At 53.9% G+C, this 14,078-nt stretch carries 9 protein-coding genes and 2 pseudogenes; 6 read left to right on the top strand and 5 right to left on the bottom strand.

What is annotated here, in order from left to right; translation table 11 throughout:
• Window positions 1-619: GNAT family N-acetyltransferase (locus AQS70_RS23540; protein WP_156354968.1), on the bottom strand; the 619-nt coding region annotated here is incomplete at its 3' end.
• 222 nt (window positions 620-841) lie between these two features.
• Between AQS70_RS23540 and AQS70_RS02625 the strand changes: the two genes are divergently transcribed.
• Window positions 842-3,088, top strand: a complete 2,247-nt coding sequence (locus AQS70_RS02625; protein WP_055101385.1) for a PfaD family polyunsaturated fatty acid/polyketide biosynthesis protein — start codon at window positions 842-844, stop codon at window positions 3,086-3,088.
• Between the two features lie 402 nt (window positions 3,089-3,490).
• Here the strand turns inward: AQS70_RS02625 and AQS70_RS23985 are convergent.
• Window positions 3,491-3,598 (bottom strand): annotated as a pseudogene (locus AQS70_RS23985) (IS5/IS1182 family transposase); the annotation flags it as partial.
• A gap of 457 nt (window positions 3,599-4,055) precedes the next feature.
• Here AQS70_RS23985 and AQS70_RS02615 point away from each other — a divergent pair.
• The 5 genes from AQS70_RS02615 to AQS70_RS02595 are packed head-to-tail and all read left to right on the top strand — an operon-like array spanning window position 4,056 to window position 8,244.
• Window positions 4,056-5,078: a zinc-dependent alcohol dehydrogenase gene (locus AQS70_RS02615; protein WP_055101383.1), complete on the top strand. Its 1,023-nt coding sequence runs from the start codon at window positions 4,056-4,058 to the stop codon at window positions 5,076-5,078.
• Window positions 5,079-5,103: 25 nt separating this feature from the next.
• A complete protein-coding gene (locus AQS70_RS02610; RefSeq protein WP_055101382.1) occupies window positions 5,104-5,778 on the top strand; it encodes a dihydrofolate reductase family protein in 675 nt (224 codons plus the stop codon).
• Window positions 5,778-6,434 (top strand): HAD family hydrolase, encoded by a 657-nt coding sequence (locus AQS70_RS02605; protein WP_055101381.1) that lies wholly within the window; start codon window positions 5,778-5,780, stop codon window positions 6,432-6,434. The genes AQS70_RS02610 and AQS70_RS02605 overlap by 1 nt, the downstream gene beginning before the upstream one ends.
• A 2-nt stretch (window positions 6,435-6,436) precedes the next feature.
• Window positions 6,437-7,039 carry a DUF1349 domain-containing protein gene (locus AQS70_RS02600; RefSeq protein ID WP_055101380.1) on the top strand — a complete coding sequence of 201 codons (603 nt, stop codon included), beginning with the start codon at window positions 6,437-6,439 and terminating at the stop codon, window positions 7,037-7,039.
• Window positions 7,040-7,059: 20 nt separating this feature from the next.
• Entirely contained in the window at window positions 7,060-8,244 is a 1,185-nt protein-coding gene (locus tag AQS70_RS02595) for an MFS transporter (protein ID WP_055101379.1), read from the top strand.
• 176 nt (window positions 8,245-8,420) lie between these two features.
• Here the strand turns inward: AQS70_RS02595 and tssM are convergent, their stop codons facing one another.
• The 3 genes and pseudogenes from tssM to AQS70_RS23725 form a co-directional block, all read right to left on the bottom strand.
• A complete protein-coding gene (gene tssM / locus AQS70_RS02590) occupies window positions 8,421-12,077 on the bottom strand; it encodes a type VI secretion system membrane subunit TssM (protein WP_055101378.1) in 3,657 nt (1,218 codons plus the stop codon).
• Between the two features lie 96 nt (window positions 12,078-12,173).
• Entirely contained in the window at window positions 12,174-13,211 is a 1,038-nt protein-coding gene (locus tag AQS70_RS02585) for a PoNe immunity protein domain-containing protein (RefSeq protein ID WP_055101377.1), read from the bottom strand.
• Window positions 13,212-13,219: 8 nt separating this feature from the next.
• Window positions 13,220-14,078, bottom strand: a pseudogene (locus AQS70_RS23725) (hypothetical protein); the annotation flags it as partial.

The following is a 14,078-nucleotide window of genomic DNA, read 5'->3' as shown; positions in this document are numbered from 1 at the left end:
TGGTTAGCAATTCACGAATGTGTGCACCGTGTGAGACATGAAAATGCAGCATGGGATCGAGTATCTGCCCGCGCTCGTTGCGCGCGCGAATGTAAGTGAGCAGGTCCATATCTGTGTTGTGCTGGGCATAGGCGGCGCATCGAGTAACCCCCACCACAGACCTCACTCCCCCCAACAACCGCGCGTAAAGCAATATCGACTCGATCAACATGTCGCTATACCCCCGCCCATGGAATTCAGGCAGTACGTACAAACCGAGCAACTGGATGTGTTGACCGTCGTCACAATGCAGTTGAATACAGCGAGCGTAATCGGTGCTGCGCAGCGCGGGGACCTCAGCGATACGCTGTGCATACAGCGCCGCACAGACGATACCGGACACCTCAAGCACTAAAATCGAGCGGGGTGTGACGGTAATGCGGCGTTTCAGCTCTGTCGCAGAGGTGTGTAACGACACAGGCTGGGTTAGCCGGTCGAGGGTGACCAACTGCGGCAAGTCGTCGAGTGTTGGGTGACGCAGCACCGGATCACACGGATGTGCAGCCGTATCTGATGAGCGCTCATGAACAGAGGTTCCCCGCGCAAGAGCACGGACGCATGCTGCGAGCAGATTATTCATAGCGACCTCTGAAATTAGGATGACCTCGGGTAAACAGTCGAATCCATTCAAGCAGCCATGAAATGTCCCTGTGTAGGCAATACTGCACCTGCAGCGTGAGTTTTAACGTTTTCAAGAAAGTTTGAATACTGTCAGTTCTACCAGTATTCAAGCGGGCAACGATCTGCCTAAATCCCTTGGGGCACGAACAGTCGCCAGCCTCTATCAAGAAGGGACAGCGCCATGCACGTACTGCTTTTCCCCGGACAGGGGTCCCAGTTCAAAGGAATGGGAGGCCAGTTGTGGCGCGATTACCCGCAACTGACACAAATGGCATCCGATCTACTGGGCTATCGCATTGACAAACTCTGCCTAGAGGACCCTGACAATCAATTACGCATGACCCTTTTCACCCAACCTGCGTTGTTCATGGTGCAGGCGCTGCACTATTACCGCTGGCGCGAAAAAGGGATTGCAGCGGACGCTGTCATGGGCCATAGCCTGGGGGAATACAGCGCGCTACTGGCCGCAGGATGCTTCGATGTCGAAACCGGATTACGCCTGGTGCAACAACGGGGGTTGCTCATGAGCCAAGCCCGCGGTGGTTCTATGGCGGCTGTGCTGGGCATGAGTGCCGACGCTTTACGCACGTTACTGGATGAACGAGGCTTGGGGCAGTTGACGCTGGCCAACTACAACTCACCCACCCAGTTAGTGCTGGCGGGTGAGACGCAGTTGATTGAAGCGGCAGCGCATTGCCTGTCAGCTCAGGGCATTCAATGCGTAGCGCTAAATGTAAGTGGCGCGTTTCACTCGCCTCATATGCAGGCGGCTCAACGCCAATTCGAGATTTTTTTGCAGGGCTTTGACCTAAATGATCCGTTGATTCCAGTCATTGCCAATGCAACGGCCTTGCCCTATCCCAAAGGTCAGGTGGGCGCCTTATTGGCCCAGCAGATCACCAGCCCGGTGTTATGGGTTGATAGTGTGCGTTACGTGATGGATCAGGGCAATTTCACTTACACCGCACTCAGTGCTGTTGCCGAAAAACCCTGCACTCAGGCACTTGGCAAGTTCGTCGAAGAGATCCGTACCACGGCGAGCACGCCCGCCGCTCACGTTGATTACGCATTACCGCCCACTGACGCCCAAAGGCTGGGCAGCCAAGTATTTCGTGAGCGCCATGGTCTTGACTACGCGTATGTCGCGGGCGGCATGTTTCGCGGTATCAGTTCCGCGGCCTTGGTGCAGCGTATGGCGCACGCTGGCATGCTCGCCTACCTTGGGACGGCAGGCATGCCCCTTGAAGCAGTAGAAGCCGCAGTTTTGGACGTTCTGAGCACACTTAAACCGGGTGCTTCTTGGGGCATGAACCTGACGCCTGACACAACGTACGAGCGAGGGGAGCACAGACTTGTGCAGCTGTGCCTCAAGCACGGCGTGCAACGCATCGAAGTATCAGGGTTTAACACCATAACGGAACCGTTGGTGCACTATCGCATCGCGGGGCTGCAGCGCGATGCAGCAGGCAATATCCAGTGTCAGCACCGTATTCTGGCCAAAGTCATGAGCCTTGCTGTGGCCGAACTTTTTATGAGTCCGCCCCCGGTTTATTGGGTTAATTCGCTACTGGCGAAGGGGTTGATCACACCCGATCAAGCGCTCATGGCCGAGTCCGTGCCCCTGTGCGATGACCTCTGTGTACAAGCCAACCCTGCCGGGCCAACGCTTGGAGGTAGCTTGGCGTTAATTTTTCCGAGCATGACGCGATTGCGCAGCGCAATGATCAATCGTTTTAACTATCGGGAAACAATCACATTGGGCGCCGGCGGCGGGATCGGATCACCCGAAGCGGCCGCCAGCGCATTCCTGCTGGGAGCAGAGTTTGTTTTGACCGGCTCAATTAATCAGTGCACCGTCGAATCTGGCGCCACAGACTGTGTAAAAAACCTGCTGCAACACGCCGGACTTCACGACATTGCTCATGCACCCAACAGCGAAATGCTCAACGACCGGCCCAAACTTCAAGTGCTGCACAGGAGCTCGCTATTTGCCCCGCGCGCGAACCGACTGCTCGAATTGTTTAACCAACTCGACAGCCTAGAGGCAATCGCGCAACCGGTTCGGACCAAACTGGAGCGTGACTTTTTCAATCAAACGCTTAGTGATATAGAGGCGCAACGTCTTAACGTGTTGAAAGATAAGTCTCGTGAGCGGGAGATCCAACATGTGCTCACCAATCCTAAAGTACGAATGAAGATGGTCTTGAGCGCCTATTGGCATCACGGTCTGGACCGAGCGGCCAGCGGTTTACCTTCTGACTTGGTCAATGCCCAGGTGCACACCAGTGCTGCAATCGGTGCCTTCAACAATCACTACAACCAAGATGCGGGTTTCAATTGGCAGAGTCGCCACATTGATCAAGTCGCCGTGATGCTGATGACTGAAGCGGCCAGGCAATTGCGGGAAACCCGCGTGTTTATGCCTTGATCTATGGCCTTTAGAGTAAGCGATACATGAACTCTCAAGATCTGGGGCCAAATGCTTCTAGCCCATTCGAGCTAATAGTATTCGTCCTGGGTCAGCACCAACATGAGGTCAAAGCCCACAAGAGCCCGCAGGAGTTCATGAACATGCGTTTTGCGCCACCGCTAAAGGGCCTTTTGGCAACGTCAAATGCTCATGCAGACTTGAGCTGTAGCGATCCTGACCCGTGGTATACATTCAGCGGAATTGAGGCATTGACGTGTTTGTGCTCTGACCAGTTGTAACACATTCATTTTTGCTGTCATCAGATCGGACTTTAACGGCACCAGCGAATCACCCTGAAAACGATTTGAGAGACTGTCAGATCAAGCCAGTGACCCAAATTGATGTGATCGACGATGGCCTCAGCATCTGATCGAAAGATCGGCTATTGCGCCATACGCGAAACCGTTGACTTAGCGTTAACCACAAGCCAAAACGCTCAGGCATATCTCGCCACTTTTCATCTAAACAGCGCATTTAAACTACGACGCATCGAGTTTCATTGAAGTTATCCGTCACCGACCCGGACTGGGCAAGAGAAGTTAATGCCGCGTAGCCAGCGCGATCCTCTGACACTCATAGGATGGAATCTGCTGAAATCGTTACGTTAAATAACTTCGTAAAAAAACGTGTGGAACTATGACTGGGCATTAAAAGCCCTATAGCGCCTATAATTTGATTAAAAATCAAGCCTCAACATCACGAACAAAACATCCCACCTCAATCAATTCAATATCAAATTAATACTGACACAAAGCGAATCAATACGAATTTTTTTGAAACCTTTATCAAAGTGTCACACCCCGCAAATTCTGCGCATAATCGCCGCACCTAAAGTAATAAAAAACTTATATCCTTCTCGCCATCTCCCCGCTATAGCTTTTTATCGCGAGTTTTCTGGCCAATGTATTGAAGCGGTTAATAGTGTATGAAAGCGATCAGTTTGATTGACAAGCAACAGCTTAGCCTGATAAATCACGAACCTATAGACGCATTGACTGCTCATAATATTGAAATAGACATTGTGCTATCTGGTATTTGCGGAACGGACTTAGCGGTTTTGGCAGGACGTGAAGAGGGACAGATAGGCATTATTAGAGGTCATGAAGCCGTCGGTATCGTTCTCAATGTCGGCAAGCATGTAACTACCATAAGACCCGGCATGCGAGTAGTGATTGACCCTAATGAGTACTGCGCTAACTGTGAGCACTGTCGCGCAGCTAAAACACATTTGTGCAACGGTAAAAAAAACAACGGTTTGGCTATAGCTGGCGTCAACAAGCACGGAACCTTTGCTCAACGCTTCATTACTCATGAACGTTTCGTGCACCCTTTGCCAGATGATATAAGTTGGGAAACAGGTGTACTGATTGAGCCGATTGCTTGTATTTTAAACAACATTGACAAAGCGTCCCTCATACCAGGAGAACGTTTATTAATCTTGGGTTCAGGGCCCATGAGTCTAGTTGCACAATTGATACTTCGCTCGATGGGCATCATTACACTGACCACTGACTCAAACACCTCGCGTATTGCATTTGGCAGATCGCTTGGGTTAGATGTTGTGCACCCTAATGAACTTGCGATGCGCCTGAGCACTCAAGAAAAAATGGATGCTGTCATTGATACTGTTGGAAACCAGCTTGAAACAGCTACCCACTCTGTACGCCGAGGCGGCAGAATAATTCTCTTCGGGTTCAACGGCAACTATCAATACCCACTCCCCGCAAAGCACTTTCTTATCAATGCCATAAGCCTCATTGCAGCCGGCGAATATAACCAGCATTTCCCTCGGGCACTTAACATTGCGCGCCGGCTTCCGGAGTTAGCGAAGCTGGTAACTCACCGCTATACCCTAGAGAACTATTCGCACGCATTCGACGAGTTATTAAACAACCCCTGCACACCTGCGGTGAAGATCGTATTCACACCCAACCCCCATTACCTATAACGCTCGCTTAAATTAAGGACACACCGTGAAAGTCACTGTATTCAGCCAGATTTCAATTGATGGCAAATTGACCCTGGGCAATGGCGGCTCCAGCAAAGGGCTGTTCACGCGTTTCAACGACGAAGACATGAAGTTCATTCATTCGTTTCGCGGCGAAGTAGACGCCATCATGGTAGGGCGCAATACAATTGTCACAGATGACCCTCAATTATCTAATCGTTACGGATCTGGGCGTGACCCTGTACGGATCATTCCGACGGCATCCTTGGACTTCTCAGCCTCTGCAAAAATTTTAAGCTCTCCGGGCGATACTATTGTCGTGACAACCGAGCAGGCGCGGGATCATCAGATGATTGAGCAGATCCGAGCATGCGGAAAAGAGGTGCTGTTCGTCGGCGCTAAGAGCGTAGATTTTAAAACATTATTTGCAATGTTGGAGTCACGTGGAATAAAGCACATCATGGTTGAAGGTGGCGGCCATTTGAACTGGCACATGTTTAATCTCAATCTAGTTGATGAAATCATCCTCATGCAACTCCCTATTATTATTGGTGGCTCGTCGACAACCACACTCACTGACGGCGAAGGCTATGACGATATTGAAATGACGAAATTGTTCAACCTGCACAACTTCGAAGCCCGCACCAATTACAACTTACTGCACTTTACACGCGAGCCTATTTTACAGAGTACGCATTGATGAAAACCATTAACGCCGTTATCTTCGACATGGACGGGGTGCTCATTGACAGCGAACCATTTTATATGGCGCAAGAAGTTTTATCGTTCGAACGCCACGGGGTTAAACTCGATAAGAAAGACTTATCGCGCTTTGTCGGCACTACCCAACGATCTATGTGGAATTCCATCAAAAATGAATTCGGACTCAGCGAACCTCTAGAGATTCTTGTGGCTCAGCATCATCAACAACTGTTGCTCGCTTTACATTCTGAACCGCCGCCGAGGATGCCTGGCGCGCACTCTCTACTGGAAAAACTAAACACAGATAACATGGCCTGTGCCGTTGCCTCATCATCTTGCGGTGAACTTGTTAACCATATTTTGCGTGAAACGACATTACGCGCCTATTTTGATCATGTGATTTGTGGTGACGATGTCAAACAGAGCAAACCTAACCCTGAAATCTTTCTATTAGCAGCCGAGCAGTTAGGTGCTGCGCCTCACTCATGCGTGGTCATTGAAGACTCCCACCATGGCGTTGCAGGTGCGAAGGCGGCCGGTATGTTTTGCATCGGCCTAATCAATCCTAATTCGGGTCAACAAGATTTAAGTGCTGCCGACCTTTGCGTTAATAGCCTTGATGATATAAGACAATGGTTTGCCGAGAATATATAACAATGAACCCATTCACTGCTTGCGCCTTGACCTGGATAAATCAGCCCAAACACTCAACGCTCACTGAGCGCGAAATCGTCATTCATACATCGCCTGACACTGACTTCTGGCGAGGCACTTATTACGGCCTTGAGTACAATAACGCGCCGGCTGCTGTTATTGTCAGCAACGACCCATTTTGGTCTCTAAAAGCTAACGTCTCTTTTGAGTCAAAGGTTTTTTTTGATCAATGTGGGCTCTGTATTTATCTCGATGAAAATAACTGGATGAAAAGCGGCATCGAATATCAAAGTAACGGCTTTCAGCAGCTATTCTCTGTCGTCACTAACAATGGTTATTCTGACTGGTCCATGGCTAACCTGGATCGGCCCGCACACAGTATGTATTACCGTTTGAGTCGACGAAACAGTGATTTCTTGCTCGAACACTCCGTCGACGGTGAGCACTTCAATATGATGCGTATGTTTCATCTGGCTCATGCAAAAGAAACTGTCAACGTTGGGTTCTTTGCCAGTAGTCCTGGAGATTCTTCTTTCGCGGCGCATTTTTCTGAGATTGAGTGGACAGAATGCCTATGGCAAGAGCACACCTCAACTCGCTTTTAATCTCAAGAGCCACATTAGCAATGAAGACTTCAACTCACCAACAACGCCGGGCGCTTTATGCGTGCTATGGCGCCATGATGTGCTTGGCCATGGCGCTTAATTTTCTACCCGTCTATCTCACAACGTTTAGCCATACCTTTGGGGTTTCTGCAGAACTGACCACAGAGCAACTTGGGCGAATACCTGCAATCATGTTTCTCAGTTTCATCATCGCCATTTTAGCTACCGGACCTTTGGCTGATCGGTGTCACGCCAGAGTTATTATCTTATTAGGGCTCGCGACCACAACGTTGGGGTTAGGTGCTGTAGCCGCTGCTCCGTCCTACACCATGCTGCTATTCGCTGTCGCCCTGATGGGCTTTGGCGCGGGAGTGCTGGATATGATCCTCAGCCCTCTTGTTGCAGCGCTACAGCCCGAGCGCCGCAGCGCTGCCATGAACTGGCTGCATTCGTTTTTCTGTATCGGGGCTGTCAGCGCCTTACTAATCGCAAGTGTCGCACTGGCCTGGGACATTTCGTGGCGCATGGTTGCAGTCGGTTTGATGCTTGCGCCGATTGCGAGCTTTTTAATTTTTCTGCGCCTGCCTCTGCCAACCTTGATTCAAGAAGACAGGCAGCGTGAGTCTATGCCATCACTTTTTAGACAGCCCTATTTCATCGCTTGCCTGATCGCTATATTTCTAGGCGGAGCAACTGAAATGGGCTTGTCGCAGTGGCTGCCGACCTATGCCGAACATGGGTTGGGCTACTCGAAAGAGATAGGAGGTCTTGCCCTAGCTGGCTTTTCCATCGGCATGGCCATCGGCCGCATTGGCGCTGCCATGCTACATGAACAAGTGCCGGCTATCCCCTTGATGATGGGCTGCTGCGCCGTAACTATTGTCCTGTTTATTGTCATCAGCATTGCACCTACCCCAGCAATAGCAATAACTGCCGCTATCGCTGCCGGTGTTTCCGGCAGTTGCCTGTGGCCGACGATGCTCGCCATTACTGCTGACGCGTATCCACAGGGTGGCGCCACCATGTTCGCTGTGCTCACGGCCTTTGGTAATGCTGGCTGTAGCCTAGTTCCGTGGCTGGTAGGGATCATTTCAGCACACTCGGACCTTAGCATTGGCTTGCTGGCAGTCACCCTTTGCCCGCTAGGCATGATGATTGTGCTGATGTGGATGGCACGAAGAAATAGCATGGGGTTAATAAGATAAGACGAAGTCGGCGGGTGTAAGGATGCTGCGGCCCAACGGGGCTGTGTTGAACGAAGCCATTGCCCCTGCTCCGGCGCGTCTTGGCAGAATGCCCCGCATGTCCTTACACGCAAAGGGCAGCGAGGCCTGAAGCTGCTCAAGCACCTGACTTTATCGCTTACCTACCCCCCTTTTTCTTAACGCTGCGTGACCTCGCCCACCCCAGGTTTCAACCGATCCTGAAGCAAAGTCCGGGGCAACACGAAGCCCTCGAAACTGCGCTGAGTAATAGGGTTGTTCGCTTTCTCGGCGCTGATGCGGTAGCGCATCATGCCGTCGCCCGCAACAAAACTCAGATCAACACTGGTGGCAGTGCGAGCATTGAGTTGCCCCCGGTTGAGCAAACGAAACAGCGACCATGGGCCGCGGTAGCCGAGGCTGACACTGTTGCCCGCGCCGTTAACCAAGGTCAACCGACTTCCACTGGCATCTCCCAGCACGTTCGGCCAGATCAGGCCGATGCTCTGGCTAGGACCGTGGCTGTAAGGGATCAACTGGCCATCGCTGCTGAGCAGGCTGCTGCGCTGATTGCCGCTCAAGGCCAGCGGCTCCAGAGTCATCTGCACACTGAGAGCTCCACGCTGGTTAAAGAAGGTATCGCGAATACGCTGGGCTGTTTCCAGTTGAGTCAGTACGTCCGTGCGCACTAGATAATCGCCCCGCTGGCTGGAGTACAAGGCGTCCAGGTTGTCTTTGATGAAAACATTCAGGTACTGATCTTGAAACTTCTGCAAGCGACCTTGCGGCCCGAAGAAGGCCTCGAAGTCGTCCAGAGACGCATCCACCAAACTGCCCGCAAACGGATAGCGCCCGGCCAACCGTTGCTGGTAGAAACTGTAGATTTCCGTATCCCAACGTTTTTCCAGTTCGCGCAAGGCTTCAAACACCAATACCTGTGAGGTTTGATCCGCCAGGTGCTTGACTTGCTGATTCAGCGGTTCGGGCAGGCCCGTGGCAACCCGCTGCAAGGTGGCAATCGGATCAGAACCGCTCAGCGAGAATCGCTTGAGTACAGCATTGAGTGCAGCCTTGCCTTGATCCGGCTGGTCTTGCACGGCTTTGGCGTAGTCGTAGACCGCCAGGATCGCTTGTTGGGTCTCATCATAGTAAGAAGGGCGTTCGCCTTTATCCGTGAGCAGATCGGACAGCCCGGAAAAGGCACGTCGAATCCCTGCCGCTTGGCGTTGCCCCGCCTCGTCAGCCAGCGGCTGCTTGACCTCGGTTGCGGGTAACGCTGTGCCCGCAGCCGCCAACGGCGGGTAGATCACTGTGTTGTCGCGCACGCTTTCCAACAAGCGTCGCAATGGCGCTGCCGGGCCAGTCACCTGCTCCAGCACGGCCACACCATGAGCAAGGTCACGGAAGTCAGTGACGGCCATCGTGTTCAGCGCGCGGCGCCAACTGTCCACATAATCGGCGCTGTACAGCGTGCGCACACGCTCGGTCAGTATTTTGCGATCTTCCTCGGAGTAGTCGAGCTTTTGTCGCTCGCCCAGCACCCAAGCGTCGATCATCGCCAGTTCAATCACCTGTGAGGTATTGGCCTCGAAATAATCGCGAAAACCCTTGGCGGTCAGCAACGAAGCGAGCGTCAGTTCTGACTCATGGTTAGACTGAGCGCCACTTACCAGCGGCTGGTAGACGATGTTAAACGCTGGCCCGACCTCGTTACGCAAGTCCAACGGCGCGTGCAACCTGGCTTGAGCATCTTGCTTCATCCGCGCATACACCCGCTGCGCCAGAGGGACTTTGCGCAGTTCCTGTTGCACCTCAGCCACTCGACCGCGGTACTGGGGCAAATCAGCGTCAGCGTACTGCAAGGCGTAATCCAGGTGACGCATCAAATCGGCCTGTACCTGACCTTGGCCAGGATAAGCACGCTGCCATTGAGCGGCCATCCACTCTTTAACCATCGCCGGACGACGGCTCTTGCGCTCTTCGATCATCCGATACACGCGCAGCGCCGCCAACTGATCACTACTGCCTGGTGGTGAAGTATCGATGACATTCATGGCACCACCGGCAATGGCAGGTAGAAAGCGTTTGGACAGCAGGTTGAGGTAGGCCACATCCACCATCGGCCCAATCGCCCGACCTTGATATAAACCCATTTCGGCCAGCAAAGGCCAAGCCTGGCGGTAGTCACCGTAGACGGCCACCGCATCTCGGATCTGATCCAGTGGTGCCAACAGATTGCGCCCGGTGACATCCACTCGGCTGTCGATATCTCGCGCACTGAACTCACGGCTTTTAAGCAGGACGCTAGCCGCTTTATCGCGATTGATACCGAAGTAGAACTGCCAGCCACCGACCACCAGAAAACCGCCTAACGCGGCCACGACAGAACCGGCCAAGAGCAAACGGCGCTTGCTCTGCGTGACCTTGACGTTATCGCCTGCCAGCCCCGCTTCGGAATAAATGATGCGCTGGAACAAATGCTGGGCAAAATAAATCAGCGTGCCGCCCGCTGGTTTCGCCTCCGGCGGTGGCGACTTAAGGCCATGTGGCAGCGCTGCTTCGCGGACAAACGCATTGCTCAACTCACCTTGCTGGTAAACCGAAGACAAATACAACCCACGCACTAAAGCCGGTGTCGTGAACCGATCACTGCTCAGCATTTCAGTGAGAAAACTGAACAACGCCGGGCGCAGCCCAGACAACTGCCCGACCAAGGCCAGCAAACGATCCCGGTCCTCCTGCGCGCGTGATTCGCCGAGACTGTCGAGTACCTGATCATTCAACGTCTCTACAAAATGGTCAAAGCGTGTCCTCAGTTCCGCCAGCCATGCATCAAAGTCGTCCACACCTTCTAGGCTGAAGGTAAAGCCCAGCAGGTCTTCGCGCATTGAGCGCGGCAAACGGGCGAAGAATTCTTCGAAACCTTCCAGCAGATCGAGCTTGCTCAACACCACGTACAACGGCAAGCGTGTGCCCAATTGCCGGGTCAGCTCATAGACGCGTGTGCGCAGCAGTGTCGCCAGCGCCTTGCGCTGTTCCGGGCTCTGCTTGAGCAAAGCCTGGAGATCAATGACCAGCACCACGCCGTTCAAGGCACGCCGGCTGCGGTTACGGCATAACCAGTCCAGCAGATGCAGCCACAGCCGTGGGTGGGTGCCCGCCGGCAAAACGGGCTTCTCTTTATCAACGCACTGTTTTACAGCCCCGGCCTTATCAACCGGGTCTGTGCTCGGCAGCGCCTTGGGCTGAGTGATAAATTCGCCTGGAGGGTCAATCAGTACCGCTTCATGGCCAATCCACCAATCCACGGTGTAAGCCAACGCCTCGTCGTGATAAGCACGCGCCCCTGCTTTGGCCACATGAGACAGTGAAAAGCTTTGATTGGAACGGGTAATCAGGCTGGTCTTGCCGGCATTCTCCTCCCCCAGCACCACGTACCACGGCAAGTGATAAAGCGAACGACGATGCTCCATATTGTCCAGCAGGCTGGCCAGACTGCGGTCCAACGCCCGTTCCTGCGCCTCAACATACGGCAGGCAGGGATCAGCCTCTACTGCGGCCTCGTGTTGACGCTCGGCATGCCACTTCTTATAGCGGCGCCGACTCCACCCTGCCCAAATAACGATAGGTACCAGCAGCACCCACACACTGGCGACCATTCGCGTGTGCCACTCGGCAAGCGGTTTATGTTCGCGCCATACCCACTGCGGTCCTAACCACCAGATCCCGACCAAAGCAAACAGCACCGCCAGCCCGATCAATACGGGCACAGCGCTGTTGAATTGGCGTAACAGCGGCAGCCCCCAGCGTGTGATGTAACTCCAGATATTTCGCATGTACTACTCCTGCGCACCTATTACTTAGGTCGCGCCCGCTAACGGATGATCAGATGAGTTGTGTTACAGGTTGAGCCATCAAAGATCAGGCATGCCCTAACCCTCCCTGCGCTGGTCGAGCGCCCAGTACCACACCGTGATGCCACGGGCGGTACCTGCGTCCGGGAAAATGTCGCCCGCCTCAAAACGGCGCAGGGAGTCGCTGCTTGCATCGCTCCACCACCAACCTCTTTGCGGGCAGATGTCGCCATTGCGACGGATCGAATCAAGGGGCGGCGGCGGGTATTGACGGGCGAAGTTGGCCCAGTCTTTGGGGTAAAACGGCATGTCGCAGTAGCTGCTGTCGTCGATGCGCAGCAACCAGGTCACCGCCGCCGCTTCCCAGGACCAGTAGCCGTAGTGGATGTAACCACCCTGCTGATGCTGGTCGATATAAGGCTCGCGGCGGCTGGCGTGGTACCACTCATCCAGATAGGTTTTGAGCACTTCCGGGCGTTTGGCCGGAACGCTGTTGAACACCTTGAGCAATTTGCGATACGGCAAATGCCGAGTGCAGGTGTCCGGCGGCGTGCCGCGATCCGGTACAAACGGGCGCACTAGACGCTCCAGCAAACCGTCGCGTACGTCCATCAATTCATTGGCGTAATCCAGAAATGCCATGACCCTAGGCATGCAGTGCGCGTAACCACTGAGCAGGCCGAAACAGGTCAGGCGCAGGGCAACGATCCAGTACTCCTCAGTGCGCAAGGCCGCATGGGGAGCCATGTAGTTACCGGCCTCGGGCGATTGATCAAACAGGGCATCGAAGTGACCGTATTCTTCAGCCCATTCCAGAGCGTAGGGCCAGACCTCAGCTAATTGCTCCACCGGGGCACCAGCGGAATATTGCAAGTTGAGCCAGTCGAGGGCGTCCCAGAGTCTTTGATTAGTAGAGTGCATCAGTCCACCGGGTTTGGAACGCTCGCGATATTTGGGCAAGTCGGTGGTGATCATGTGCATACGGCCCATGAAGTCATCGAAACGCTCTGGGTAGTTTTTGTAGAGCACGTAAGGTTCGCGACGCTGTTCAAAATCAGCTTCGCTGATTTTCCAACTGAACCAGCGGCGCCAATCGGGGATAGGTAAATTGGGCATGATTTCACTCACTTGATCAGCATCTGGGTAGGCAAAACGAACTCGGTACCAATCTGGTGTGATACAGAGGCTTTACAGCATTTGGGCGTGACTGGGCCTTTGGCTCGCTCGTGCAGGTTGTGGTTAGGGCCAACCACGGTGATCAAACTGCGGTCGTAGGGACACTTCACCAACTGGAGGGTCGCCTTACCATCTGTGAAATGGGTGTCAGCCCCTAGCTTGAACTCCACTCCTTTCCAAGCTTCGATCTGCCGACTGAGTGTCTGTATATGCCCTTCAATCAATTCCGCATCCCGAATCTTCGCCGCCACCCACTTATGGCTAAGTTGCCGCCCATCCCCCACCGTGGGTTTGTTGACCGCACGCTCCACGCGCTTTTGGTCTTCCATCCCCAAATAGGCATCTATGCCGTACTCCAGCCCGGCGAACACGGCCTTGGCAGTGTCCAGTTTATGGAACGCTCCGCCCGTGCCCTTGGTGTCGCTGATGCGGTAGCCCAGCGGCAATGACCCGCTATGCCACACATGGTCGATGCCACGGTGCCCCGGTTGGCTCATTTCGTAGAGCTTGCCGTTATGGTTGACTTTGGCCCGGCGGCGCTGGCGTTTGACGAAGTAGTAATCGGTGATGTGCTCGCCCGACACGCTGATCTGGTGCGGCCGCTGGGTGGAGCGTTCGCTCTGGCGCTGCTGCGCCGTGACCCGTCCTTGGGCCGGCAACCGGGTGCCGGCGGTGGGGATCGCCACATTGCCGCTGGCCTGGCTGTTGGGGGCAGGCGCCTTGACCGCCCCCGGTGCAGCGGGTGTTCGGGCGGTGGTGCTGGGCAACGGGTCGGCCAGGGACTTTTGATGGGCACGTTTTAGCGTG

The sequence above is a fragment of the Pseudomonas endophytica genome (genome assembly GCF_001411475.1).
In the GTDB taxonomy this organism is placed as follows: domain Bacteria; phylum Pseudomonadota; class Gammaproteobacteria; order Pseudomonadales; family Pseudomonadaceae; genus Aquipseudomonas; species Aquipseudomonas endophytica.
This window is presented reverse-complemented; position numbering and strand designations above follow the sequence as displayed.